General features: G+C 63.6%; 22 protein-coding genes. 18 read left to right on the top strand and 4 right to left on the bottom strand.

Features of this window, described 5'->3' with window-relative positions; all coding sequences use genetic code 11:
- Positions 1-35: 35 nt before the first annotated feature.
- A complete protein-coding gene (gene groL / locus ECTOBSL9_RS07355) occupies positions 36-1,685 on the bottom strand; it encodes a chaperonin GroEL (protein ID WP_063464517.1) in 1,650 nt (549 codons plus the stop codon).
- A 51-nt stretch (positions 1,686-1,736) separates the two neighbouring features.
- Positions 1,737-2,027, bottom strand: coding sequence for a co-chaperone GroES (groES, locus tag ECTOBSL9_RS07350; protein ID WP_025281475.1), 291 nt, complete (start codon positions 2,025-2,027; stop codon positions 1,737-1,739).
- Positions 2,028-2,337: 310 nt separating this feature from the next.
- Between groES and ECTOBSL9_RS07345 the strand changes: the two genes are divergently transcribed.
- The 14 genes from ECTOBSL9_RS07345 to fis all read left to right on the top strand — a co-directional run bounded on the left by ECTOBSL9_RS07345 (position 2,338) and on the right by fis (position 14,327).
- Positions 2,338-2,880 carry an FxsA family protein gene (locus ECTOBSL9_RS07345; protein ID WP_063464516.1) on the top strand — a complete coding sequence of 181 codons (543 nt, stop codon included), beginning with the start codon at positions 2,338-2,340 and terminating at the stop codon, positions 2,878-2,880.
- A 291-nt stretch (positions 2,881-3,171) separates the two neighbouring features.
- Positions 3,172-3,753 (top strand): thioredoxin family protein, encoded by a 582-nt coding sequence (locus ECTOBSL9_RS07340; RefSeq protein WP_063464515.1) that lies wholly within the window; start codon positions 3,172-3,174, stop codon positions 3,751-3,753.
- Between the two features lie 20 nt (positions 3,754-3,773).
- Entirely contained in the window at positions 3,774-5,078 is a 1,305-nt protein-coding gene (locus ECTOBSL9_RS07335) for a TolC family protein (protein ID WP_168161547.1), read from the top strand.
- Between the two features lie 114 nt (positions 5,079-5,192).
- Positions 5,193-5,972 (top strand): efflux RND transporter periplasmic adaptor subunit, encoded by a 780-nt coding sequence (locus ECTOBSL9_RS07330; protein ID WP_240481084.1) that lies wholly within the window; start codon positions 5,193-5,195, stop codon positions 5,970-5,972.
- 51 nt (positions 5,973-6,023) lie between these two features.
- Positions 6,024-6,344, top strand: a complete 321-nt coding sequence (gene cutA, locus ECTOBSL9_RS07325; RefSeq protein ID WP_063464514.1) for a divalent-cation tolerance protein CutA — start codon at positions 6,024-6,026, stop codon at positions 6,342-6,344.
- On the top strand, positions 6,341-8,161 hold the full coding sequence (gene dsbD / locus ECTOBSL9_RS07320) for a protein-disulfide reductase DsbD (protein WP_063464513.1): 1,821 nt from the start codon (positions 6,341-6,343) through the stop codon (positions 8,159-8,161). Before cutA ends, dsbD begins: the two co-directional genes overlap by 4 nt.
- A gap of 72 nt (positions 8,162-8,233) precedes the next feature.
- Positions 8,234-8,782, top strand: a complete 549-nt coding sequence (locus tag ECTOBSL9_RS07315; protein ID WP_063464512.1) for a TlpA disulfide reductase family protein — start codon at positions 8,234-8,236, stop codon at positions 8,780-8,782.
- A gap of 260 nt (positions 8,783-9,042) precedes the next feature.
- Positions 9,043-9,486, top strand: coding sequence for a type II 3-dehydroquinate dehydratase (gene aroQ / locus ECTOBSL9_RS07310; protein ID WP_063464511.1), 444 nt, complete (start codon positions 9,043-9,045; stop codon positions 9,484-9,486).
- A gap of 5 nt (positions 9,487-9,491) precedes the next feature.
- Complete coding sequence (gene accB / locus ECTOBSL9_RS07305; protein WP_063464510.1) at positions 9,492-9,965, top strand: acetyl-CoA carboxylase biotin carboxyl carrier protein; 474 nt, start codon at positions 9,492-9,494, stop codon at positions 9,963-9,965.
- A 13-nt stretch (positions 9,966-9,978) separates the two neighbouring features.
- Entirely contained in the window at positions 9,979-11,319 is a 1,341-nt protein-coding gene (gene accC / locus ECTOBSL9_RS07300) for an acetyl-CoA carboxylase biotin carboxylase subunit (protein WP_063464509.1), read from the top strand.
- 31 nt (positions 11,320-11,350) lie between these two features.
- Positions 11,351-12,229, top strand: coding sequence for a 50S ribosomal protein L11 methyltransferase (prmA, locus tag ECTOBSL9_RS07295; RefSeq protein ID WP_063464508.1), 879 nt, complete (start codon positions 11,351-11,353; stop codon positions 12,227-12,229).
- A gap of 40 nt (positions 12,230-12,269) precedes the next feature.
- Positions 12,270-12,992 carry a DUF3426 domain-containing protein gene (locus tag ECTOBSL9_RS07290; protein WP_168161546.1) on the top strand — a complete coding sequence of 241 codons (723 nt, stop codon included), beginning with the start codon at positions 12,270-12,272 and terminating at the stop codon, positions 12,990-12,992.
- A gap of 91 nt (positions 12,993-13,083) precedes the next feature.
- A complete protein-coding gene (dusB, locus tag ECTOBSL9_RS07285; protein WP_063464506.1) occupies positions 13,084-14,070 on the top strand; it encodes a tRNA dihydrouridine synthase DusB in 987 nt (328 codons plus the stop codon).
- Positions 14,067-14,327: a DNA-binding transcriptional regulator Fis gene (gene fis, locus ECTOBSL9_RS07280; protein ID WP_205632005.1), complete on the top strand. Its 261-nt coding sequence runs from the start codon at positions 14,067-14,069 to the stop codon at positions 14,325-14,327. Before dusB ends, fis begins: the two co-directional genes overlap by 4 nt.
- Before the next feature lie 47 nt (positions 14,328-14,374).
- Here fis and prsT read toward each other — a convergent pair whose 3' ends face one another.
- Complete coding sequence (prsT, locus tag ECTOBSL9_RS07275) at positions 14,375-17,173, bottom strand: XrtA/PEP-CTERM system TPR-repeat protein PrsT (RefSeq protein WP_063464504.1); 2,799 nt, start codon at positions 17,171-17,173, stop codon at positions 14,375-14,377.
- A gap of 300 nt (positions 17,174-17,473) precedes the next feature.
- On the opposite strand from prsT, the gene ECTOBSL9_RS07270 reads away from it, so the two are divergent.
- From ECTOBSL9_RS07270 to ECTOBSL9_RS07260, 3 genes are read left to right on the top strand one after another with little or no spacing between them, the layout of a single operon-like run.
- Complete coding sequence (locus ECTOBSL9_RS07270) at positions 17,474-18,523, top strand: efflux RND transporter periplasmic adaptor subunit (RefSeq protein ID WP_063464503.1); 1,050 nt, start codon at positions 17,474-17,476, stop codon at positions 18,521-18,523.
- Between the two features lie 12 nt (positions 18,524-18,535).
- Positions 18,536-22,069: an efflux RND transporter permease subunit gene (locus ECTOBSL9_RS07265; RefSeq protein WP_063464502.1), complete on the top strand. Its 3,534-nt coding sequence runs from the start codon at positions 18,536-18,538 to the stop codon at positions 22,067-22,069.
- A 48-nt stretch (positions 22,070-22,117) separates the two neighbouring features.
- Positions 22,118-24,133 carry a nitroreductase family protein gene (locus ECTOBSL9_RS07260; protein ID WP_063464501.1) on the top strand — a complete coding sequence of 672 codons (2,016 nt, stop codon included), beginning with the start codon at positions 22,118-22,120 and terminating at the stop codon, positions 24,131-24,133.
- Between the two features lie 49 nt (positions 24,134-24,182).
- Here the strand turns inward: ECTOBSL9_RS07260 and ECTOBSL9_RS16520 are convergent, their stop codons facing one another.
- Positions 24,183-25,187 (bottom strand): GNAT family N-acyltransferase, encoded by a 1,005-nt coding sequence (locus ECTOBSL9_RS16520; protein ID WP_156500073.1) that lies wholly within the window; start codon positions 25,185-25,187, stop codon positions 24,183-24,185.
- Between the two features lie 379 nt (positions 25,188-25,566).
- On the opposite strand from ECTOBSL9_RS16520, the gene ECTOBSL9_RS07250 reads away from it, so the two are divergent.
- On the top strand, positions 25,567-26,322 hold the full coding sequence (locus ECTOBSL9_RS07250; RefSeq protein ID WP_082829802.1) for a PEP-CTERM/exosortase system-associated acyltransferase: 756 nt from the start codon (positions 25,567-25,569) through the stop codon (positions 26,320-26,322).
- The last annotated feature ends 3 nt before the right edge of the window (positions 26,323-26,325 follow it).

Genomic DNA, 26,325 nt, shown 5'->3' with positions numbered 1-26,325 from the left:
CCAAGGGCAGATTCACGCGTTGATGACGCGGGCGATTACATCATGCCCATGCCACCCATACCGCCCATGCCACCCATGTCGCCGCCGCCCATGGCAGGCTCGTCCTTCTTGGGCAGTTCGGCCACCATGGCTTCGGTGGTGATGATCAGAGCGGCCACGGAACCCGCGTTCTGCAGCGCAGTACGGGTTACCTTGGTGGGGTCCAGGATGCCCATCTCGATCATGTCGCCGAACTCGCCGGTGGTGGCATTGTAGCCCTGGTTGCCCTTGAGCTCACGCACCTTGTTCATGACCACGGCCGGTTCTTCACCGCAGTTGTAAACGATCTGGCGCAGGGGCTCTTCCATGGCCAGCTTGGCCAGGCTGATGCCCATATCCTGATCGTGGTTGGCACCCTTGAGGTCCTTCATGCCTTCCAGGGCACGTACCAGGGCGACACCGCCGCCAGGCACCACGCCTTCTTCCACCGCGGCACGGGTAGCGTGCAGGGCGTCTTCCACGCGGGCCTTCTTCTCTTTCATTTCCACTTCGGTGGCAGCACCCACCTTGATCACGGCCACACCGCCGGCCAGCTTGGCGACCCGCTCCTGCAGCTTCTCCTTGTCGTAGTCGGAGGTGGCTTCTTCGATCTGGGCACGGACCTGGTCGACACGATCCTTGATATCGGATTCGCGACCGGCACCGTCGATGATGGTGGTGTTTTCCTTGGTGACCACGATGCGCTTGGCCTGACCCAGGTCGTCCACGGTGGCCTTCTCCAGGGACAGACCCACCTCTTCGGAGATGACCTGACCGCCGGTGAGCACGGCGATATCCTGCAGCATGGCCTTGCGACGATCACCAAAGCCCGGGGCCTTGACGGCAGCCACCTTGACGATACCGCGGATGGAGTTCACCACCAGCGTGGCCAGGGCTTCGCCTTCGATGTCTTCGGCGATGATCAGCAGGGGCTTGCCGGACTTGGCCACGCCTTCCAGCAGGGGCAGCAGTTCGCGGATGTTGGAGATCTTCTTGTCGCACAGCAGCACGAAGCAGTCATCCAGCTCGGCGGACATGTTCTGCTGGTTGTTGACGAAGTAGGGGGACAGGTAGCCGCGGTCGAACTGCATGCCTTCCACCACGTCCAGGTGGTTTTCCAGGGAGGAGCCTTCTTCCACGGTAATGACGCCTTCCTTGCCCACCTTCTCCATGGCCTCGGCGATGATCTCGCCCACGGACTCATCGGAGTTGGCGGAGATGGTGCCCACCTGAGCGATGGCCTTGTTGTCGGTGCAGGGCTTGGACAGCTTGGCCAGCTCTGCCACGGCAGCGATCACGGCCTTGTCGATACCGCGCTTGAGGTCCATGGGGTTCATGCCGGCGGTAACGGCCTTCATGCCTTCACGGACGATGGCCTGGGCCAGCACGGTGGCGGTGGTGGTGCCGTCGCCGGCCACGTCGGAGGTCTGCGAGGAGACTTCCTTCACCATCTGGGCGCCCATGTTCTCGAACTTGTCTTCCAGCTCGATTTCCTTGGCCACGGACACGCCGTCCTTGGTCACGGTGGGGGCACCGAAGGACTTCTCCAGGACCACGTTACGGCCCTTGGGGCCCAGGGTCACCTTGACGGCATTGGCCAGGACGTTAACGCCTCTGACCATACGATTGCGGGCGTCATCACCAAAACGGACTTCTTTTGCGCTCATACTTGCTTGATCCTCTGTAAACGTTTCTGTTCGGGGTGCGGGCTGACCGGATCAGCCTTCGACAACGGCCATCACGTCTTCCTCGCGCATGACGAGGAGATCCTGACCGTCCACCTTGACCTCGGTGCCGGAGTACTTGCCGAAGATGACCTTGTCACCCACCTTCAGGTCCAGGGCACGGACGTCGCCGTTCTCGAGGATCTTGCCATTGCCAACGGCCATCACTTCGCCGCGGATCGGCTTCTCGGCAGCACTGTCGGGGATCACGATCCCACCGGGGCTGGTGCGCTCTTCTTCCATGCGCTTGATAATCACCCGGTCATGCAACGGACGGATATTCATGGGCCTTGACTCCTCAGATAAATCGATTGGACGGGTTTTTGTGTCTGTCCCGGGGGCTTGTTAGCACTCCCCCTCGGTGAGTGCCAATGATAGTAACGCACTTGGGGATGTCAAGGGGGAACAATCGACAAAATCTCACAGCGGACGGATTTCAGTCCGTCCCCATTCACGGCAAGCCCAGGGGCCGCAGCTTGTGCGCCAGGGGACGAATTTTAATCCGTCCCCGTTGACCGGAAGCCCAGGAGCCGCGGTTTACGCACCCGTCGTGGCGCTGTTATAAACAACCCAAACCCAACGGAAACCCCACGTCATGCCTGTCTTTCCGATTCTTCTCGTCCTCTTTTTCACCATCCCCCTGGTGGAGATCTATGTCCTGATCCAGGTGGGGGGCATCATCGGCGTCTGGGCCACGGTGGGGCTGGTGGTCCTCACCGCCGTGCTCGGCGCCGCGCTGTTGCGCCGCCAGGGCCTGGCCACCCTCACCCGGGTGCAGCAGAGCATGGATCGCGGGCAGCTCCCGGCCACCGAACTGGTGGAAGGGTTCTTCCTCATCGTCGGCGGCGCCCTGCTGCTCACCCCGGGGTTTGTCACCGACGTGGTGGGCTTTGCCTGCCTGCTCCCCGGCAGTCGCCGCATGATGGCCAATTACCTGATCAACCGCGGCGTATTCATGGCCCACACCCATGCCCAGAACGTGTATACGGAGTACCGAGGTCAGGGACCGCGCCCCGGGGCCGGACCAGGTGGCGACCCGCGCCAGCCGGGGGGCGGGCAGACCATCGAAGGCGAGTGGGAGCGCGAGGAGGAGAACAGGCCGGAGGTGGAACCGCCGGAGAAGGATCGGGATCGGTAAGCCTCCACCCTCACCCCAACCCCTCTCCCGCCAGCGGGAGAGGGGCTTCAATCACCTTTCGCTGCGGGGCACAGGATCCATGCCCCTTCCTCCCCTGGTGGGCTTAGGGTCCAGGACTCTCTTCCCTTGGAGAGCATGACTCCCTTCTCCCCTCGGGGGAGAAGGGCCGGGGATGAGGGGGATGCGGCGGGCACAAGTCCGACGACCGCCCACCCCAACAAAAACTTCTTTCCATATCTCCCGTGGATATATTAAATTGACATTCACGGATCGAACCGCAGGAGATATGCCATGCGCACCCGCCACCCCAGAACGGACCACCCCAGCCTGCCCCTGCTCATCAGCCTGCTGCTAAGCCTAGCCCTCGCCCTGCCTCTGGCCGGCCAGGCCATGGCCGACGAGCGCGATCCCTACGAACACTTCTTCCAGACCACCTTCGGAGACTTCGAAGAGGAACTGCAGCTGGCCCGGGACGAAGGCAAGAAGGCCATCCTGATCTTCTTCGAGATGGACGCCTGCCCCTTCTGCCACCGCATGAAGGACAACATCCTCAATCAGCGCCAGGTGCAGGAGTACTTCAACGCCCACTTCGCCAACTTCTCGGTGGATGTGGAGGGCGCCATCGAGATCACCGATTTCCAAGGCAACACCACCACCGAGCAGGCCTGGGCCTTTGAGGAGCATGGCGTGCGGGCCACCCCGGTGTTCCAGTTCTTCAACCTGGACGGCGAACCCATCGCCCGCCTCACCGGCCCCACCTCCAGCGTGGAAGAATTCCTCTGGCTGGGCGAATACGTGGAAGGCGGGCACTACGAGGACCAGCCCTTCAACCGCTATCGCCGTGAGCGCCAGCAGGAGGCCCGGGGCGGCTGAGCCGCAACCGGATCCACCCCATGCATCCTCATCGCCTGATCCGGGCCCTGGGCCCGCTGGTCTGCCTCGGGCTGTTGCTGCCCACGCTGGCCAGCGCGCAGACCCGTGAACTGCCTCGCCCCCTCACCCTGGAGGATGCGCTGATGCATGCCAGCCCCACCCACCCCAGCCTGGCCCGGGGCGAGGCCCGTCAACGGGCGGCCGAGGCGGACCGGGCCCTGGCCGAGAGTCGCAATGACCTGGAAATCGGGCTACGACTGAATCCCCGCTGGATCGAACCCAACGATCTTGCCCCCATCGACCGCCACGACGACTCCCGCGCCCTGCTCCAGGCCCGCAAGACGCTTTACGACTTCGGTCGCAGCCGTCATCAGCAGGCCGCTGCCGAAACCACCCTGAGGGGCGAGACCCTGGCGCTCACCAACACCCAGGCCCAGCGCCGCCTGGAGATCATGCGCGGCTATTTCCAGGTGCTGCTGGCTGACCTCACCTATGCCCGGGACAACGAGGCCATGGCAGTGGAGTTCGTGGAACTCAACCGTCTGCGTGAGCGCCACGGCCTGGAGCAGATCTCCGAGATTGACCTGATGGCCCGGGAGAACAGCTATCAGGCCGCCCGCATGCAGCGCCTTGAAAGCCTGCAACGCACCCGGGCCATGCGCCAGCAACTGGCCCTGATCCTGGGCTATCCGGGCGACGTGCCCGACCGCCTGCGCCAGCCACGCCTGCCCGGCAACGACCGGGACCTGCCGGATCTGGAATCCCTATGGAAAGCGGCTGAGCAGCACAATCCACAAATTCGAGCCCTGCGCCTGGAAGTGGAGGCAGCCGGCCAGCGCGTCGCCGCCCAGCGAGCCCAGGGCCGCCCCACCCTGCAGGCCGAGGCGGAAGCCGGCTGGTGGAACCGTGAGTTCGGCGGGGATCGCAACCCCCTGGCCCTGGGTCTGGTACTGGACATCCCCCTGTATTCAGGCGGCCGCGTGGATGCCGCCACCGCCCGGGAACAGGCCGGGCGCCAGGAGGCCCGAGCCCATCTGGCCGAGGCGGAATACGCCCTGCGCCAGGACATACTGGAAACCTGGCAACGCATCCAGCACCTGACCACCCGACGGGAGCAGGCCCAGGTGCATGCCGACTACCGGGACCTCTACCTGGACCGCAGCCGCAGCCTCTACGAGATGGAAGTCGCCACCGACCTGGGCGACGCCATGACCCGCCAGTCCGAGGCCCTGCTACTCACCACCGAAACCGAATTCCTGCTGGCCCTGGCCTGGGAACGCCTGGCCCTCCTCACCGGCCAACCCGACTTCAGCCCCCTGCAATAAAGGGGACAGACACCTTTTTCGAACCCGGAGATACCGAAGATGGGCAAACAGGGCAAGCAGCAAAAAGGGGGCGACCCAAAAGGGGACAGACACCTTTTCGCGAAAAGCGAAAAGGTGTCTGTCCCCTTTTGGGTCGTGTGGATCACGCTGTTGCTGATGCCGGTGACCGCCCTCGCCGAGGAAGGGTTTGCCGACGAGACGCCAGCGCGGCTGGATTGGTCGATGCGGATGGAGGTGGGCAGTCCGGTGTCGGGGATCGTGACGCAGGTGAAGGTTCAGCCCGGTGATCGGGTTGGCGAGGGGGATGTGCTGGTGATGCTGGATGACCGCGCGCCCAAGGCTGAACTGGAGCGTGCCCGAGCCCAGGCGCAGCGGCTCAAGCTGGCTCGCGAGGAGGCGGAGCGGGAATATGAGCGCACCCGGGAGATGCATGATCGCGCCCTGATCTCCAGCCGGGAACTGGCCCTGGCGGAGATCGACCAGTCCATGGCCCAGGCGGCCCATCAGGGCGCCCGGGCGGAACTCACCCAGGCGCGGCTGGACCTGGAATACAGCCAGGTGAAGGCCCCCATGGATGCCCTGGTGGTGACCCGGCATGTGCAACCGGGCCAGGTGGTGCAGAACACCCTGCAGGTGCAACCCCTGCTCACCCTGGCCGTGGTGCAACCCATGGTGGCGGTCCTGGAGGTCTCCAGCCGCCGGGCCACCGAACTGGAACCGGGCACCGAGGTGCGCGTGCGGGTGGAGGATCAGGAATTCCAGGGGCGCGTGCAGCAGGTGGGGCTTGAGGCCCTGGAGGGTGATCCGGGCAGTTTCCAGGCATGGGTGGCCTTTGATCCGCCGGAGGATCATCGGTTGCGTGCCGGGATGTCGGCGTGGGTGGTACTGCCCTGAGGCAGCACTTACACTCAGGCCTCATCCTCAGCTGCACCCCCTGGAGCGACCATGCACGAACCTCTGTTGATCATCACCACCCTGGACGACGATGCCCGCGCCCGGGAGATCGGCGGACTCCTGGTGGAAAAGCGCCTGGCTGCCTGCGTCACGGTACTGCCCGGCTCCACATCCATCTATGAGTGGGAGGGCGAGATCCAGGAGGACTCGGAACACGTGCTCCTGATCAAATCCCGGGCGGAGTGCTACGAGGCCCTGGAAGAGCTCCTGCTGGACGAGCACCCCTATGAACTTCCCGAGATTATCGCGGTTCCAATCACCCACGGACTTGAAGGCTACCTGGACTGGATAGAGGAAACCACGGACCCATGACTGATTCGCTGAAACGGCTACTGCTCGCCCTCCCCCTTCTCCTGCTGGTGCCCTCGGGATCGGCACTGGCGCTGATGGGGGATGACCTGCTGCCGCCTGAGGAGGCCTTTGCCTTCGAGGCCTACATGGCCGACGAGGATACGGTGGTGGCCCAGTGGACCATCGCCGATGGCTATTACATGTATGGCGAGCAGTTCCGTTTCGAGTCCCAGACCGAGGGTATCGAGCTGGGCGACCCCCAGCGCCCGGCGGGCACCATCAAGGAGGATGAGTTCTTCGGCGAGGTGGAAACCTACCGGGACAGCATTCGCGTGCAAATCCCCATCAGCCGCGCCGATGACGCCCCCGACCAGCTGGACCTGCGGGCCCGCTCTCAGGGCTGTGCCGATATCGGCGTGTGCTACCCACCGCTGTTTCAGACCGCCGCCCTGGACCTGAGTGACATCCGTGGCGTGATGGAAGACGACGCCGCATCCGCACCCGCCGATCCCTCGCCTGCCGCCCCGGTCTCGGAGCAGGATCGCATCGCCGGGCAACTGGCAGACGGGCGCATCTGGCTGGTGGCCCTGGTGTTCTTCGGGTTTGGCCTGCTGCTCACCTTCACGCCCTGCGTGTTCCCCATGATCCCCATCCTGTCCAACATCATTCTGGGGCAGAAGGATCTCACCACCCGCAAGGCCTTCTTCATCTCCCTGGTGTTCGTGCTGGCCATGGCCCTCACCTATACCGTGGCCGGCGTACTGGCCGGACTGGCCGGCGCCAACCTGCAGGCCGCCTTCCAGAACCCCTGGATCATCGGCGGCTTCGTGGCCGTGTTCATCGCCCTGGCCCTGTCCATGTTCGGGTTCTATGAACTACAGGTACCGGCCTCCATCCAGACCAGACTCTCTGCCGCCTCCAACCGGCAACAGGGCGGCACCCTCATGGGGGCGGGCATCATGGGCTTTCTCTCTGCCCTCATCGTCGGCCCCTGCGTGACCGCCCCGCTGGTGGGGGCACTGCTGTACATCAGCCACACCGGCGATGCCTTCCTGGGCGGCCTGGCCCTGTTCAGCCTGAGCATGGGCATGGGTGTGCCGCTGCTGATCCTGGGCACCTCGGCCGGCAAGCTCCTGCCCCGGGCCGGGGCATGGATGGATATCGTCAAGGCGGTATTCGGCGTCCTGCTGCTGGCCATGGGCATCTGGCTGCTGGAGCGGGTGGTGCCTGCCCAGGTGACCATGCTGCTGTGGTCGGCCCTGTTGATTGTCTCCGCCGTGTACATGGGTGCCCTGACCGCCCTGCCCGATGCCGCCAGCGGCTGGCGGGCCCTGTGGAAGGGCCTGGGCCTGGTGATCCTGGTCTACGGCGTGATCCTGATGATCGGCGCCGCCTCCGGGGGCAAGGATGTGTTCCGCCCCCTGAGCGGCCTGGCCATGGGCGGTGGCGCCGCCAGCGAACAGGCCAGCCTCTCGTTCCGCCCGGTGCACAGCCTGGCGGACCTGGAGCGTGAGCTGGACGTGGCCCGCGAGTCGGGTCAGCCGGTGATGCTGGACTTCTACGCCGACTGGTGTGTGGACTGCGTGCGCCTGGAGCGCACCACCTTTCAGGACCCGGATGTGGTGGCCGCCCTCTCCGGCACCCGTCTGCTCAAGGCGGACGTGACCGCCAACACCTCGGATCATCGTGACTTGATGAGACACTTCGAGCTGTTCGGGCCACCGGCGATGATCTTCTTTGATGCCCAGGGGGAAGAGAGGCGGGATTACCGGATGATGGGGTACAAGGCGGCCGGACCATTTCTGGAGCATGTGAACCGGGCATTTGAGCGGGGGTGAGCCAGGCACCGGCGCGCCCTCACCCCCAACGCCATTCATTCTTTTCTCAGACAACAACGGACCTGAAGCACCATGACCACCAAACATCTCCTCACGCCCCTCCTCTCTCTCGCCCTGATCGCGGGCGGCCTCACCCTCACCACCGCGTCCCTGGCCCCCACCACCGCGCACGCCGACAGCAACCTCACCGGTGCCGGCATGCAGGGTCAGCATCGCCCCGACTTCACCCTGCCGGACATGGACGGCGAGCCCCGCCACATCAGCGAGTGGGATGACCGGGTGGTGCTGGTGAACTTCTGGGCCACCTGGTGCCCACCGTGTCGCAAGGAGATGCCCCTGTTCGTGGACATGCAGGAAGAATATGAGGAGCAGGGCCTGACCATCGTCGCCGTGGCCATCGACGAGCATCAGGCGGTGAGCGACTTCCTGGACACATACGGCGTCAACTTCCCCGTGCTCATCGGCGAGGACGATGCCATGGACGTGGCCAGCGAGTACGGCAACCGCTTCGGCAGCCTGCCCTACAGCGTGCTGCTGGACCGGGATGGCAAGGTGCGGTATATCCATGCGGGCGAGTTGAAGCGGGATACGCTGGAGCGGGAGATGAAGCCTCTGCTGTGAGCCCCCCTTCCCTCACCCCAACCCCTCTCCCGCTTACGGGAGAGGGGCTCCACCTCCACCCCCAATCTCGTCACAAATTCCGCAGAAATTGCCCCAAACTCCGGGCAAAATCAGTGTTCCCTTATTTGGCGTCTGGACAGCCCTCCTCCCTTGAGGCACAATCCTGGGCACCTTTGGGGGGTGTCCATTCTCTGCGCATCGCTGCGGTTTCATCCCGCAAAGGTCGGGTATTTCCCACTTTCAAGCGTGCGTGAATCCACATGGCCAAGTTCCTGCTGCTGAACGGTCCCAACCTGAACCTCCTGGGCACTCGCGAGCCAGGCATCTATGGCGCGCAAACGCTGGACGACATCGTCCAGTCCCTGCAGCAACAGGCACACCAGGCGGGCCATACCCTGGAGGCCTTCCAGTCCAACGCCGAGCATGCCCTCATCGATCGCATCCATGAGGCGCGCACCCAGGGCGTGGACTGCATCCTGATCAACCCGGGGGCCTTCACGCACACCAGTATTGCCCTGCGCGACGCCCTGCTGGGCGTGGCCATCCCTTTCATTGAAGTGCATCTGTCCAACACCTTCGCCCGCGAGGCCTTTCGCCACCATTCCTACCTATCGGACGTGGCGGCCGGCGTGATCATCGGCCTGGGGCCGCAGGGATACGCGCTGGCGCTGCAGGCGGCCATCCAACAGACAACCCGAAGCTGAGCACCATGGATATCAGAAAGATCAAGAAACTCATCGAACTACTGGAAGAATCCGGCATCAACGAGATCGAGATCCAGGAGGGAGAGGAATCCGTGCGCATCACCCGGGCCGCCCCGAACAGTGGCCAGGCGTTCATGATGCCGCAGAACTTCATGGTGCCTGGCGGTGCCCAGCAGCCGGCTGCACCTGCCCCGGCTCCGGCACCCGCTCCGGCCGAGAGCGGCGGGGGCTCCAGCCTGCCAACCGGCCATCAGGTCCTCGCCCCCATGGTGGGCACCTTCTATCTGGCCCCCACGCCGGGCGCCAAGTCCTTCGTCGAGGTGGGTCAGTCGGTGGAGGAAGGGGACACCCTGTGCATCATCGAAGCCATGAAGATGCTCAACCAGATCGAGGCGGACAAGGCCGGCGTCATCAAGGCCGTGCTGGTGGAAAACGGACAGCCGGTTGAATACGGCGAGCCCATGTTCATCATCGACTGAGGGGCAGCCACCCATGTTCGACAAGATACTGATTGCCAACCGGGGCGAGATCGCCCTGCGCATCCTGCGGGCCTGTCGTGAGATGGGCATCAAGACCGTGGCGGTGCACTCCGAGGCCGACCGGGACCTCAAGCACGTGCGCCTGGCGGATGAATCCGTGTGCATCGGCCCGGCCCGTTCCGGTGAAAGCTACCTGAACGTGCCCGCCATCATCAGCGCCGCGGAAGTCACCGACGCCGAAGCCATCCACCCCGGCTACGGCTTCCTGTCGGAGAACGCCGATTTTGCCGAGCGGGTGGAGTCCAGCGGCTTCGTCTTCATCGGCCCCCGTGCCGAAACCATCCGCCTGATGGGTGACAAGGTCTCTGCCAAGGACGCCATGCAAAAGGCCGGCGTGCCCTGCGTGCCCGGCTCGGGCGGGGCCCTGGGGGACGACATGGAGGCCAACCTGGAGCTGGCCCGCAAGATCGGCTACCCGGTGATCATCAAGGCCGCCGGGGGCGGCGGCGGGCGCGGCATGCGTGTGGTGCACTCCGATGGCGCCCTGATCAATGCCATCTCCCTGACCCGCAGCGAGGCTGCCTCCGCCTTCAACAACCCCATGGTCTACATGGAAAAATACCTGGAAAAACCGCGCCATGTGGAATTCCAGGTGATCGCCGACGAGCATGGCAATGCCATCAGCCTGGGCGAGCGGGACTGCTCCATGCAGCGCCGCCACCAGAAGGTGATCGAGGAGGCCCCAGCCCCGGGCATCACCGATGAGGAACGCAAGCGCATCGGCGACCGCTGTGCCGAGGCCTGCCGCACCATCGGCTACCGGGGCGCCGGTACTTTCGAGTTCCTTTATGAGGACGGCGAGTTCTTCTTCATCGAGATGAACACCCGCGTGCAGGTGGAGCACCCGGTCACGGAGATGGTCACCGGTCTGGACATCGTCCGCGAGCAGATCATGGTGGCCGCCGGACACCCCCTGAGCATCAGCCAGGAGGAAGTGCAGATCCGCGGCCATTCCGTCGAATGCCGCATCAATGCCGAGGATCCGTCCACCTTCATGCCCTCCCCGGGCACTATCACCCAGTACCACGCACCAGGCGGCCCCGGCGTGCGGGTGGATACCCATATCTACAACGGCTACAAGGTGCCACCGTATTACGACTCCATGATCGGCAAGCTGATCACCTTTGGCGCCACCCGGGACATCGCCATTGCCCGCATGCGCGGCGCCCTGTCGGAGATCGTGGTGGAAGGCATCAAGACCAACATCCCCCTGCACCGTGACCTGATCGCTGACGTGGCGTTCAGGAACGGCGGCACGGACATCCATTATCTGGAGAAGAAGCTCAAGCTTTGAGCTCCATTCACGCAGTGCACGAGACCGACCGATGATCCAGATCACCCTCCCCGCCACGGCGGACCAGACTGAAGCCGTCGAGGATGCCCTGCTGGGTCATGGGGCGGTCTCCGTGATGCTGCGTGACGCCGGGGATGTGCCCCTGCTGGAACCGCTGCCCGGTGAGGAACCGTTATGGCCGGACCTGCTGGTGACCGGGCTGTTTGCGCCCGACACCGACCTGGATGAAATCACCCGCATCCTGGCGGCGGAACTGAACGTGGACGCCGCGCGCATCCACCACGAGGTGCTGCCGGACCGGGACTGGGTGCGGGCCTGCATGGACGACTTTCACCCCATCCGCTTTGGCCAGCGCCTGTGGATCGTGCCCACCTGGCACGAGACCCCGGACGCAGACGCCGTGAACATCCGCCTGGACCCGGGCCTGGCCTTTGGCACCGGCACCCACCCCACCACCGCCATGTGCCTGCGCTGGCTGGATGCCCACCCGCCCCAGGACCGAGAGGTTCTGGACTATGGCTGCGGCTCCGGCATCCTGGCCATCGGCGCCCTGAAGCTGGGGGCCAGAAATACCTGGGCCGTGGACATCGACCCCCAGGCCATGACCGCCACTCGGGAGAATGCCCAGCGCAATGACATCCCGGATGAGAAACTGATCACAGGCCTGCCAGACATCCTCGCCGACGATGCCCGCTTTGATGTGACCCTGGCCAATATCCTGGCCAGCCCGCTCATGGCGCTGGCCCCGGCCCTGGGTGGTCGTACCCGCCCCGGCGGCCAGATCATCCTGGCCGGCCTGCTGGACCGTCAGGCCAATGACCTGATGTCATGCTATGAACGCTGGTTCGAGATGCGCATCGCCGACCAGCAGGACGGCTGGACCCTCCTGGAAGGCACCCGCCGCCAGTAATGTGGGAGCGGCCCTGGCTGCGAACGAGGCGCCCCGGACCATGACCGACGACACCAACACGCCGGAAGACCCGCCGCCCCCCAGGCGTCGCGCCCTCAACCCCAACGCCTTCGGCGTCCAGCGCTACGACGACACCCACCGCCCCGGCCAATCCCGCCCGGCGGTGCCGCTTGGCCAGACCAGCAGCCCCTTTGATGATGTCTTTCCGCCCGTATCCGACGAGCCGGATGCGACTGCAGACCCTGGCATCCCCCATGCCCTGCGCGAGGACCTGGAACGCGCGGGCGCCCGGCCACGCAGCACCGCCCGCACCCTGGCCTGGGGCAGCGCCTGCCTGGCCCTGATCCTGCTACTGGGCGGCCAGGTGGCCTATCAGGAGCGCTATCAACTCCTGGCCATTGAACCCCTGGAGCCCTGGGTGCGCGCCGCCTGCACCCCGTTGGACTGCCAGCTACCGGAACGCCGCGACCTGAGCGCCCTGCGCATCGCCCAGCGCCAGGTGGCCAGTCACCCGCAGCAGCCCGACGCCCTGATGGTGACCGCCCTCATCGAGAATCGCGCCGGATTTGCCCAGCCCCACCCCATCGTGGAACTCACTTTCATGGACGTGATGGGCCGCCCCCTGGCCGCCCGTCGCTTCCAGCCCCTGGACTACCTGCCCGGCCCCGCCTCCCCCATCCCACCGGGCCAAAGCGCCGAACTCCGGCTGGAACTCAAGGACCCGGGCGGCGAGGCGGTGGCCTATGAGTTCCGATTCCTCTGATTGACGGCGAGTCAAGCTTTAACCACCGCCCCCCCATGGGTATCATGAACGGTCCGTCGCACCGCCGTGCTTCCCAACGCCCCCTGGACCCATGCAGATCGGACCCCACACCCTGGACACCCCGTTGATCCTGGCCCCCATGGCAGGCATCACCGACCGGCCCTTTCGTCAACTTTGCCGACGTCTGGGCGCCGGCCTGGCCGTGTCCGAGATGGTGCATTCAGACACCCGCCTGTGGACCACCGATAAGTCCCGCCTGCGCCTCGACCAGCGCGGCGAGCAGGGCCCGCGCAGCGTGCAGATTGCCGGATACGACCCCACCATGATGGCCGAGGCCGCTGCTGCCGCCATCGAGCGCGGCGCGCAGATCATCGACATCAACATGGGCTGCCCGGCCAAAAAGGTGGTCAATCGCGCCGCCGGTGCGGCCCTGCTGGGAGACGAGGACCGGGTACGGCAGATCCTCAAGGCCGTGGTGGCCGCATCCTCCGTGCCCGTCACCCTCAAGATCCGGCTGGGCATCGACCGGGCCCACATCAATGCCCCCATCATCGCCCGCATCGCCGAAGACGGCGGCATCCAGGCCCTGGCGGTGCACGGCCGCACCGGCGCCTGCCGCTACACCGACCCAGTGGATTACGCGGGGATTGCCCAGGTAAAGCAGACCGTACAGATACCCGTGATCGCCAATGGCGACATCCGCACCCCCGAAGAGGCACTTCACGCGCGTGAAGTCACCCATGCCGACGCCCTGATGATTGGCCGCGGCGCCCAGGGACGACCCTGGATCTTCCGGCGCATCGCCCAAACCCTGGCCACAGGCGAGATTCCGCCCGAACCGGGGCTAAGGGAGGTTCGGGCGATCATGAACGAACACCTGGATGCCCTGTACGCATTCTATGGGGAATCGGTGGGTGTGCGCGTGGCAAGAAAGCACATCGGCTGGTACCTGGCCGGCCGCCCGGGCGCCGAGCAGGTGCGCCCCGAGATCCTGCGAGCACCGACCCGCGCCGCCCAGCAGCCCCCCCTGGACCAATACTTCCAGACGCTTTGCCAAGCCGAGGACATTGCGGCATGAATCAGCCCATGATGGAGAGCACCCAGGAAAGCGAGACCCTGGCCGTGGCCGTGGAACAGGCCCTGACCGAATATTTTGCCAAGCTCGATGGGCACGAACCGGACAACCTCTACCGAATGGTGATCGAGGAAGTGGAACGCCCCCTGCTGGAATGCGTGCTACGCCACTGCGACGGCAACCAGAGCCGCGCGGCCCAGTACCTGGGGTTGAATCGGGGGACGTTGAGGAAGAAATTGCGGCAGTATGAGTTGGGATGACCACCCGCCGGGAGCCAGGCCCCCAGCGGGTGTTTATCCACGAATCATCAGGATTCCAATCGATTCAGCAGCGCCTCTGCCTCCTGACGCTCGGTGAACTCCCCGGCCTCGGCCAGCAGTTCACGCAGCACCGACACGGCCTCATCCTGGCGGCCATTGCGCTCCAGGGCCATAGCATAGTGATAGCTGATGGCTGCCTCCTGGGGCGCGGCCTCGCGGGCCTCGCGGATCAGCTCCAGGGCCCGGGACGGGTCACCGTGATCCAGCATGGCCATGCCCAGGGTATCCTTGATGCTCGGGTTGTCCGGCATCAACTCATGGGCCCGCTGGGCAAGCTCCAGTGAACGCTCATCTCCCTGACGCTGATAGATATATGAGAGATTGTTGAGCACGATGGGGTTCTCGGGGAAGCGCTCGACCAGGATCTCATAGTCCTCCCGCGCCGCCGCCAGATCACCTGCGCTCAGGACCACGGTGGCCAGCATCATGCGGGACTGATGATCCTCCGGGAAGTTCTCCAGGTGTGCCCGCATCTGCTCGCGGGCCCCGGCCTCATCGCCAGCACGGCGCTTGACCTCGAAGCGCTTCATGGCCACCTCGCTGGACACCTGCGCCTGGTAGGAGGATTCGTAGGCGCGAGCCGCCTCGGTATAGTCCTCCCGCGCGGCCCGGATGTCCCCTTCCATGAGATGACCCACAGCCCGGGTGGCATCCAGATCCTGCATGCGCTTGGCCAGTGTCAGGGCCTGCTCTTCACGACCTTCCTGGCGCTCAAGGCGGGCCAGGGTGAGCAGCCCACCGGCATGGTTCTCATCCCGCTCCAGCACGCGCTCCAGGGAACGGCGGGCCTCACTCAAGCGTTCAGCCTGACCCTGAGCCACGGCCAGGCGGAAATGCACCTCCGGCGAATCCGGCCGCAACTCGGCCAGGCGACGCAAGGTCGTGATGCCCTGGTCCAGTCGACCGGCCGAAACCTGGGCCATGGACAGCACCTCCAGCACGGCCGCGTTGTCCCCGTGCTGCTCGCCAACCCCTTCCAGCACTCTCAGTGCCGCCTCGGGCTCACCCGTTTGCAGGCGATAGCGGGCCAGCACGATGCGGGGCTCCAGGGCATCCGAGTCGGCATCCACCGCCCGCTGCAGATATTGCCCGGCCTCGGCGGGCTCGCCCTGCTCCACCTCGAACTCGGCCATCAGCATCAGCAGGCGCATGCTTTCAGGATTGGCCTCCAGCCCCGACTCCATCACCTGGCGGGCCTCGTCCACGCCCTCCATGCGCAGTTTGAGCATGGCCAGATTGCGAGTGGCCGTCACGTTACCCGGATCCAGCCGACGGGCCTCCTCAAAGGCCGCCACACCATCCTCGGTCCGCCCAAGCCCGAACAGGGCAATGGCCCTCAGGTTCTGGATGGAAGGCGCGTCGGGATTTTTTTCAGCGAAGTCGTCGGCCTTGCTCAGCGCCTGTTCGAACTGCCGCTCTTCTAGCATGCGCACCACGCCCGCCAGCTCCAGACCCTCCGCCTCGGGGGTCATTTCGCTGATGGCCTCCAGCTCACGCAACCCGCCCACGCGATCGCCGCCCTGCATGAGGGCACGGGCCAGATTCATCCGGGCCTCCAGGGAGTCGGGATCCAGGTCCACCCGCTGACGCATCAAATCGATACTGGCCTGGGTGTCACCCCGGGAGGCATGCACGCCTGCCATCAACTCCAGTGCCACCCGGTCCGCCTCATCCTCGGCCAGCACGCGCCGCAGCAGGGCCTCGGCATCATCCACCTGACCGCTTTGCATGCGCACGGCGGCCAGCAGGCGATTGGCCGCTGCAGATTCTGGGTTGCCCCTCAGAAAGCGCGACAGATGAGTATCAGCCTGCTGGATATTGCCCAGGGCAAAATGGCTGGCCCCGGCGAAGAAGCGGGCCGGCAGGTAATCCGGGTTACCGCGCAGCGTTTCCTCCATGGATCTCACCGCCGCGCGATGGTCCTGATCGTGGAAACTGAGCAGCCCACTGATATAGGAGGTGGACGGCAGATCCGGTCCCAGCTCCTTCAGAACCCCCAGATCCTCCCGCGCCTCTTCCCAGGACTGCAGCCCCACCTGGGTGAGGGCCCGGTTGAAATGCCCCATATAAGGGTTGGACGCCGACTCGATCACCCGCGTATAGGCCTCGACAGCCTCCTCCAGGTTACCCTCGCTGCGGTGAATGTCGCCAGACAGCGACCAGGCCGGCGCATGCCGAGGGTCCTCCGCCAGGGCCTCGGCCAGCAGTGCCTTGGCGCGATCAATATCGCCTTGCTGGGCGCGCACCTGAGCCAGGGTGGTCAGTGAAGGTGCGTGGGCAGGATCAAGCTCCAGCGCCGCTTCAAGTTCCGCCACCGCCGCCTCCGGATCATTCACCCCCAGATGAGCACGCGCCAGAAGCAGATGGAAACCCAGCGGGTCGTCGAACTCATCAGCCTCGTGGGCCTGAAGCTGCGCCCGCACGGTCTGGAATTCACCCTGCATCAGACGCGCCCGGGCCATGTAGATCACCGATTCCGGGTCATCCCAGCCCAGGGAGTGGGCCCTGCGAAATTCTGACAGCGCCGCCGCCGGCTCACCCATCTCCAGGTGAACCCGCCCCAGTTCCCAGCGGGCGTCCACGTGGTCCGGGTTTTCCTGCAGCAGGTTGCGGTACTCAATGATCCCGGCACGCACCTCGCCGGTGGCCAGGTAATCCCGAGCGCGCTCAAGGCGCTCCTCTTCCGTGTAGCTGGTCTGGCCACAACCGGCCAGCCAGACCGTTCCCGAGACCAGCAGACCTGCGATCGCCAGTCTTACGTATTTGGTGAGATGCTTCTGTTCCATGGTGACACCCTCAAGTGTTGCTCAAATCGACCAACAGACCTACTAAATCCAATGATACCCATCACGATGGATTCCTCGCCCGCCTCCCGGGTCGTGTGAGGAAGTTCTCATCCTGGTCTGTGAGCATACGCCTTGAGGGGCGTGTGAGAAACACCGTTGAGCTCGCGTGGAGCTGGCGGAACTGCTAGGGGTGAAGGCCAATTTAGATGAGTCAAAAGCAGTTTGAGCCGGCAATGTCAGACCTGCCCCTGCCTGCCCTTCTAGCGCTATACTGGGGCCGGCACATCACCGGGGAAGCGAATGATCAACGGAAGCCGGCAGGGAGCACCCCTGATTCGAGGCCTCGTCAATGGCTTCCTGTTGTTATCGCTCTGCGCCTTGGTCATGGAATTCGCCAATGCGGAGGAGAAACCCATCACCACCCGCACGTTCGACGAAGTCGGATTCCACCCGATCCGCAGTGCCCCCGCCAGCACCATCAGCCTGAATGACACCTATGTCAGCGCCGAGATCCACGGCGTAATCCAGGAAGTACCCGTTCGCGTCGGTGACGAGATTGATGCCGGGGCGTTACTGGCGCGCCTGGACTGCGAGGAGCACACGCTGGATCTTCAGCAGGCAAGAGCCATGAGTCAGGCGGCGCGTGCCGATGCAGAGTTTGCACGATTTCAGCTGGAGCGGGCCCAGGAACTGGCCCGCCGCCAGGCCGTCTCGGCCGAGGTTCTGAACGAACGCCAGGCCCAGTCGGCACGCAGCCGTGCCGAGGTTCTGCGCCTGGAGGCAGCCAGCCGTTCTGCCCAGCGCCGGGTCAACCACTGCGAGATCCGCGCCCCCTTCGATGCGGTGGTCATTGAGCGCCTGGCCAGCACCGGGGAACTGGTGCAGGCCGGCACCCCCATCGCCCGGATTCTGGACGCCCGTGACCTGGAAGTCAGTGGCAACATCCAGCAGCAGGATCTGCCCGCACTCCAGGCCGCCGGCTCTACCCGATTCGTGGCTGCCGGCTTGCGCTACCCGGTGGAGTTGCGGGCCGTATCACCGGTTGTGGATCAGCGATTGCGCAGCGTGGATGTAAGGTTTCTTTTCACTGATGAGGCCGCGCGCCCCGGACAAGTGGGCCGCATCGAATGGGTGTCGGACCAGCGCCACGCCCCGGCCGATCTACTGGTGCGACGCGACAATCTTCTGGGCGTCTTCGTGGAAGAAGAGGGTCAGGCCCGATTTATCTCCACCCCCGGCGTCCGAGAAGGCCAACCTCCTCCCCTGAATCTCCCCGACGAAACACGGCTCATCTTCGACGGACGCTTTGGCCTGCGCGACGGCGACCCCGTGCGGATCATCGAGCGCTAACCGGGAGTCTGCATGTATCGTCGGTTCCTGGAAAACCACTTTCTGGCCAACGCGGTATTTCTCGCGATCCTGATCATTGGCGTCGTCTCCTATTTCCAACTTCCCAGACAACAGGACCCGACAGTCAACCTGAACTGGGTAAGCATCCAGACCGTCATGCCCGGGGCCTCGGCTGCGGACGTGGAACGTCAGGTCACCGACGTGCTGGAAGAGGCGGTGGAACGCGTCCCCGACATCCGATTCATTTCCAGCACGAGCCAACGGGACGTATCACTCATCATCCTGCGCCTGGAGGAGATGAGCGAGCGCGAGGTGGATGAGCGCATCAATGACCTCCACCGGGAGATCCAGAACGTCGAGGGCGACCTACCCGCGGAGGCACGCCGCCCGACGCTCACCACCATCAGCAGTGCCAATGCCTATCCCTCCACCATGATCGCCGTGGTCGGACTGGATGACGATGAAAATCTGCGCTTTCAGGCCCAGCGCATACAGCAGGACCTGGAACGACTGTCCGGTACCGACCGGGTCGAACCCATCGGCCTGCGGGATCCTGAACTCCAGGTCCTCTTCGACCCGGACGAACTGGTGGGCCTGGGCCTGACACCCACAACGCTGGCACAGACCGTCAGCACCTACTTTCGGGATCTGGCAGCGGGCACGGTAGGCCTGGGAGACCAGGAATGGCTGGTGCGCCTGCAGGGCACGGAAAACGACCCGGAATACCTGGCAGACATCCCCCTGCTCTCAGTCCATGGGGAGATCCCACTTCGCAGCGTTGCTGAAGTGGTCCGCGGGCGGGAAGACGCCGATGACCTGGCTCGTTACCGGGGTGGGCCTGCGGTCCTGCTACCGGTGTTCAAACAGGACGACGCCAACGAACTGGAATTCCTCGACCGGATCCGGGACTACCTGAACGACTATAACGAACGCGCCAGCCCGGTCACCGGCGTGCAAATGGTCCTGCTGGACGACCAGACGCTGGTGACGCGCCAAGCCATCGGCACCATGCAGCGCAACGCGGCCATCGGTCTGCTCCTGGTGCTGATCACCACGTGGCTGCTCCTGGGGTCACGGATCGCCTTTGCCACCTGCTTCAGCCTGGTGTTCGTCATCGCCGGCACGTTCCTGTTCCTTGGGCTGATCGGACAGACACTCAATGTCATCGTCCTGCTCGGCCTGATGATCGTGCTGGGCATGCTGGTGGACGACACCGTCGTGGTCGCCGAGGCGATCCATCGCCGATTGCAACAGGGCGTGCCGCCCATGGACGCCGCCATCGATGCCCTCCGGGAGGTGGCCGCGCCCGTCACCGCTGCCGTCCTCACCACCATTGCGGCCTTCCTGCCCCTGATGCTGGTGCCCGGGGTGCTGGGGGAGTTCATGAAGGTGGCGCCCATCGTGGTCGCCGTGGCGCTGGTGCTCAGCCTGGTGGAGGCCTTCTGGATCCTGCCGAGCCATATCGCCGCCTCTCGCCCTCAGCCCGATCGTTTTTCCCGCTCCGGTCGCCTTCGGTCCAGAGTCGTCAGACGGGCAAGGGTGCGCTATGGACTGATTCTCACCAAGGCCCTCAGACGACCGAAGATCACGCTGGGTCTTTTCAGCGGACTGTTGGTGCTGGCGCTGGCCTTCGTGGCCCTGGGACTGATCCGGACCGAGTTCTTCGCCACGGATTCAGCCCGGCTGTTCTTTGTGAACGTGGAAATGCCGGCGGGCACCCCGCTGGAGAAGAGCCTGTCGACCACCCTGGCGGTGGAATCAGCCATTGCCAGTGAGTTCCGGGAGGGTGAGTTGCGCTCCAAGGCCAGCTATGCAGGCCTCCAGTTCACCAACGCAGAAAGTCTGTTCGGTGCCGCCAAGGGGCAGATCCAGGTGAGCCTCCACCCGCAAACCCGAGCGGGCCGGGACGTGGATGAGATTATCGAAGCCGTCCGCCGGGCCGCTGCGCGGGTGCCAGGCCCGGAGTCCATCTGGATGGAACGTCGCATCTCCGGAGCGCCGCCGATGGGCCGCCCGGTCAGCGTGAAGGTGAGAGGCAATGATCTTGAAGAGATCCGGGTGGCCGCCGACAGGGTGATGAGCATTCTGCAGGGCATTCCCGGCACCCATGATGTGGTCGACGACGCCTACGCTGGCGGCATGGAGTTATCGGTTCGCCTCAACCCGGACGCCATCCTGCGCGCGGGACTGGACCCGAGCCATGTCATTCGGGATTTGCGACTTCTCACGGACGGAGAAGTGGTCGCGTCCATGCGGGATCGGGGTGAGCGGATCGGCGTGCGAGTCCGTGCCCAGGTGGAAGCGGTGGAAGACATCGATCACTTCCTGGATACCCCGATCAGCGTACCCGAAGGGCGACCGATTCTGCTGGGGCAACTGGTGGATCACGAGATCATCCGGGCCCAGGGCAATATCCGCCATTTCAATCTGCGACGCGCCATCACGGTGGAATCAGAACTGGATGAGTCCGTCACGGATGCTGCCAGCGTGCATCGTCTCGTCCAGCGAGAATGGAATACCCGTTACGCGAGCGTGCATCCCAATATCGACCTGGATTTCACAGGGGACTTTGACGACATCCTTGAGAGCATCGAAGCGCTTGTCTGGCTGTTCCTGCTGGGCCTGATGCTGGTTTATTTCATCCTGGGCACCCAGTTCCGTAGCTACACCCAGCCGCTCATCGTGCTGACCGTGGTCCCCATGGCGCTCACCGGTGTGCTGATCGGGCTGTTGATCAGCCAGCAACCGTTGAGCGTGTACACCCTCTACGGAGTCGTCGCCCTGGCCGGTATCGCCGTGAACGACGCCATTGTGCTCATCTCCGCCGCCAACGATCGGCTTCGTGGCGGCATGGCCCTGATGCACGCGGTGCTCTATGCCGCGCGGCGGCGTTTCATCCCCATCATCATCACCTCGGTAACCACGATCGCAGGCCTGTTCTCGCTGGCGGTGGGACTGGGCGGCAAATCCCTCATGTGGGGCCCCCTGGCCAGTGCCATCGTCTGGGGCCTGATGGTGTCCACCGTGCTGACCTTGTTCGTGATCCCCATCATGTACAGCCTGATTGTTCGACCCGCAGTCCGCCAGGAGGCCACCGCCCTACCCCTTCCGCAAGCACTGGATGATGAGACTCCATCTCCCATGAAAGGCTTGCTGAGGATGATCACCCAGGGCGCTCTCAGCGGCCGCCCCATGCAGAAGGCGGATGACCGCCTGGCCACCATCGTCAACTATCCCGCGCTGCGCAAGCTATACAACGAAGGTCAGCGAGCCCTCTCCGAGGCAAAATACGAATCGGCCATCCGTCTCTTCGAGACTGGTGCCCGGGAGGCCCCACAGAGCCCGGTGTTCCACCTCTGCGCCGCTCAGGCTCTGGCCCTGTTCATGCAGAAATCCTACGGGGCGGACCTGGGCTACCTGGCAAGAATGCGACGCTACCTGAGCGCCGCCCGCCGGCTCACGCCCGATGATCCACGCCTGCCCTTGCTGGAAGATATGGCTAGTGAGCTGGAAGCGGTGGCTGATGACCCCACCGCCCCGAAATAACCGCACGAAACGTCTATATTCCTGAAGAGCACACTTCAGGGAGCTGTCATGAGCGACGTGCACAACTCGGTGAGCGTGATCGGACCTCACAACTCGGTCAGCCCGGCGGAGCAGGCCTTTCTGGGCACGCGTAAAGTGGCCATCGATGGGCTCGACGCATTGGGGGTCGAACATCTCCTCATGCTGATCCGCCTGGGGATTCACCGTTTTCATCTGCGCACCGGGCCACCCAGCCGCGGTGACAAGGCTTCCGCCTGCGTCCCATCGACGGACCCTGACGAGGTCATCGCCAGGGTCCGCGCCATCGATCCTGCCGTGGACATCCAGATGTTCCGGGAGGATGACACGCCCCCATCAGAAGACCGATTCCTGGAAGGGGTTGATCTGTTCATCGACGCACTGCCCCCTCACACGCCGATGGTCAGGCGCCAGCAATCCTTTACCCTATGCAGCGAATGCGGCATTACCGCCATGACCACTCAGGTCTGGGGCAGGAAGGCTGCGGCGATGATGTTCACCACAAACAGCATGAGCTTCGAGGAATTCTTCCGCCCCGACGACGCGCCGCCGGAAGCACAATGGCTCCAGTACATGGCCGGGCTGTTCCCGCCTCCGTGCGTGTTGGAGCCACACCCCACGTCGCCCATAACCCCAGCACCCACGCTGACCACCGCCTTCTGTGCCACCCTCACCGCCAGCCTGGCGATGGATATCCTTCTGCAACGCGGCCGGGCCCTTCCAGCGCCCTGCCGACATCGGGTCGACATTGAGGGCCCGAGCTATCAACGCTCTCGGCTGCCCTGGGGGAACCGCAACCCTTGGCAAAAATTACGCATCGCAGCCATTCACCGACGTCTATCGGCCGGGACCGTGCGGCCACCGACCGAATCGGAATCCAGCCCCAGCGACACACTCGAAAGGATACTGGACCAAGCCCGCTGGGCGCCCAGCGGCTCCAACCAGCAACCCTGGCGTTTCGAGATATCCAGTCGTCGTCACGTGGTGGTCCGCGGACAAGACCAGCGCTCCGAAACCCTTTACGACCTGCAGGGGCACATCAGCCAGCTGTCCCTCGGGGCCCTGCTGGAAAGCATCGAGATTGCCGCCTCTGGACAAGGGATGACTGCCCGCATCAAGCGCCGACAAGACGGCCCCGACATCGCCCCGATCTTCGATGTCCAACTCAAGGCACATAAGAATCAGGAGCCCCATCCACTGGCCCCCTACCTGCCAGCCCGGGCCACGCAACGCCGTCCACTTAAACGCACGCCGCTGAACGAGCGCCATCGCCGCCACCTGGAAGCCGCCCTGAGCCCCGGCTACCGGGTGATCTGGCTGGAAGGCAAGCAGCGCAGAGCGCTTGCCCGTTTGCTGTTCGATTTCGGTCATGTGCGACTGGCCACACCCGAGGCCTACCGCATGCACCAACAGATTATCCAGTGGAACGCCCGCTTCAGCCATGATCGCCTGCCGGACGAGGCGCTTGGACTTCACCCGCTGACCCTCAAGACCACCCGCTGGGTCATGTCCAGCTGGCGCCGGGCCTGGATCTCCAGTCGCTACCTGGGGGGCACGCTGCTTCCCAGGCTGCAGATGGACGTCCTGCCCGCCCTGGGGTGCGCGGCCCATTTTCTCATCGTGGCCGATCAACCGCCGTCCAGTGCCGATGACTACATCGCCGGTGGGCGGGAGATGCAGCGATTCTGGCTGACCGCCACCCGCTGCGGCCTGCAGTTACAGCCGGAGATGACGCCATTGATTTATGCCGCCTACGTGCGAGATCAGGTAGACTTCAGCCAATACCAACCGTCCATTCAGGAGACCATCCGACTCACGCGGGACCTGCAAAAGCAGTTGGGACGGGAGTCGCTGGAGCATGGGGTTTTCATGGGGCGCCTGGGCTATGGGCCCATGGCCACTGCACGCTCCCTGCGCTTGCCCCTGAATACCTTGATCGGGGACACTGAGCGGACGCAAACGATGGCCCCTTTGGCCGCTCCAGCAAACAAGCCATTCAGCACCCCCCGACACGCCCATGACATCAACCCCTTTCATGACACATAGAAGCGTCATTGCCTCGATAAGAATCATTTCGGCGGATTGCACCCTGCCTTCAGCAACTGATTTGCTCCTGCCTATAGGGATTGACCACGGTGGAATACCCTTTCGTACCGAGTTGGCACTCTGCCCCCCTCAGGGCCATACCCAAGCCCGTGTACGCCTGGCCAGACTCGGAGGCGAATCGGTAAGGTTTATCTCCGTTCATAAAAAGTCGGGCCAAATGCGGTGAGGTTTCGACGGCATGCTGGACAGCGGTATCCAAATGGGCCAAGTAGGGATAACGGGTACCGCGATATTCACACGGATCACCAGCCAGGGCAAACTCGAAACCAAACCGCCGAGCCATCCTGGCCAACGCCCTGTTGATCAAGAAATATATATAGGAGATATCGTCGCGTCGACTATATTGATAGGCTGCCAGTAACATCTTCAAAAACAGTACGGATCGAGCAGACGGCGTAAGCACATGCAACCGCCCCTCAGGCTCCCGTCTTCGCATGGGCATGGAATTCATACCTTGTTTGTTAAGACACTCGCCATCATCTATTGGTGTAGACCTGAAAAATGGACCTCTGTGCTTGACAGACCAACCGTCAACGGCGCCCGTGCCATCGAGTTCTCGCCCCCCCCAGCCTTGAATATGAGGTTTCATTTGGTCCAATTGGCGATTTCGACGATAATGCCCGGTGATGCAAATACGAGACAGCTCCGCGCTTCTACCTAGAGGTTCGGAGGAAAACGGGTGGGTCGTCCGCGTGAGTCGATGAACCGGCAAGTTCCCATGCAAGGGATGAATCAAGCGCATCGTGCCCAACCATTGACCCGTTTCACGATCCCTGACGATGAAGGCGGTGGCGTCGTCATCCCAACGGTCACGCTCCCGACCATCAGGAAACGCGTGAGCGCTTTCAAAGCCCCTTTCTAAACAGTAGACCGTATACCGGATTTCGTGGTGAATCTGCCGCGTTTCGCGCGTATCTGCGACGATAACCTCATAACGCGATTCATACATGCTGTCATCCCCGTACCAAAATAAGCCGCCAAAGGATTTAAGCATGTCGGCCACTCCAAATCGGGTATCAGGTCACAAAACGAGACTTCGAGATAGACAGTGAACATATAGAGCCCACTCTGGCCCTTGGGGCGATTGCAGTATACTCCTGGAGTCAGGCGTTCAACCCGATGCCACGAGGATAGGCCCAGGGCCTGACAAGACGGCTTGGTAGATACCTCACAGGGGTGAGCCGATAGCCGCTTGGTCTTCGCCCACCTGCCAAGCCACTTTCACTAAGGATGCACCGGCTCGATAGCATCCCGGGGCACCGAGTAAAACTCGTCAGCGACTCGGGAGTATGCTATAACCATAAAAACGATGAATCTGGATTCTTCGATGCCTCACCTATCCGGCAGGCCGCTCCAAAGACACCGATGCCCGAGTGGCGATCGAGAAATTAGCGATGACTGAAACAGAGCCTTCCCTTGCACACGCCTTTAATCAATTCTTTGAGATCGTTCCCGCTAACACAGATGAGCTGCGCAATATTGTATACCGCATCAGGTACCAGGTTTACTGCCACGAACTACACTTTGAAAATGAAGCTGATTATCCAGATGGCCGGGAAATTGATGAGTTCGACGCGCATTCGTTGCATTGCCTATTGAGGCACCGCCCCTCGGGCGTTTTTGCTGGCTGCGTACGCGTGGTGCTGAACAGGCCCGGCATTGAAGGCCCACAGTTGCCCTTGGAACAGCATTGCAGCGATAGCTTAGACAAGACCGCTATCGACCTAAGCAAGCTTGACCGCAGCACTTTTGCAGAGGTATCACGCCTTGCTGTCGCGGGACGATTCAGGCGGCGACCGAATGAAGCCGAGACCGCTCACGGGGTCACCGAAGAGTCTATAGTTATGACACTCTCCGAGCGCCGCGTCTTCCCGCACATCGCTCTCGGCCTGTATTTGGCAGCCGGGGCTATGAGCCTAAGACGAGGCCTAGACATAGCAGTAGTGATGATGGAGCCTAGACTTGCGCGGCATATGAAATATTTCGGCATCGAATACAGGAAAGCTGGCGACGTTATCAATTACCATGGCTTGCGCGGTCCCTATTACTGCCTGCTGAAAGACAACTTGAAGAAACTCAAGCCCGAGATCAGGGACTTATTATCGGTTGTCGACGAGCAGTTGGATTGACAA

The sequence above is a fragment of the Ectothiorhodospira sp. BSL-9 genome, from assembly GCF_001632845.1.
GTDB lineage: Bacteria > Pseudomonadota > Gammaproteobacteria > Ectothiorhodospirales > Ectothiorhodospiraceae > Ectothiorhodospira.
The sequence above is the reverse complement of the archived record's forward strand: the minus strand, read 5'-3'. Positions and strand labels throughout refer to the sequence as shown.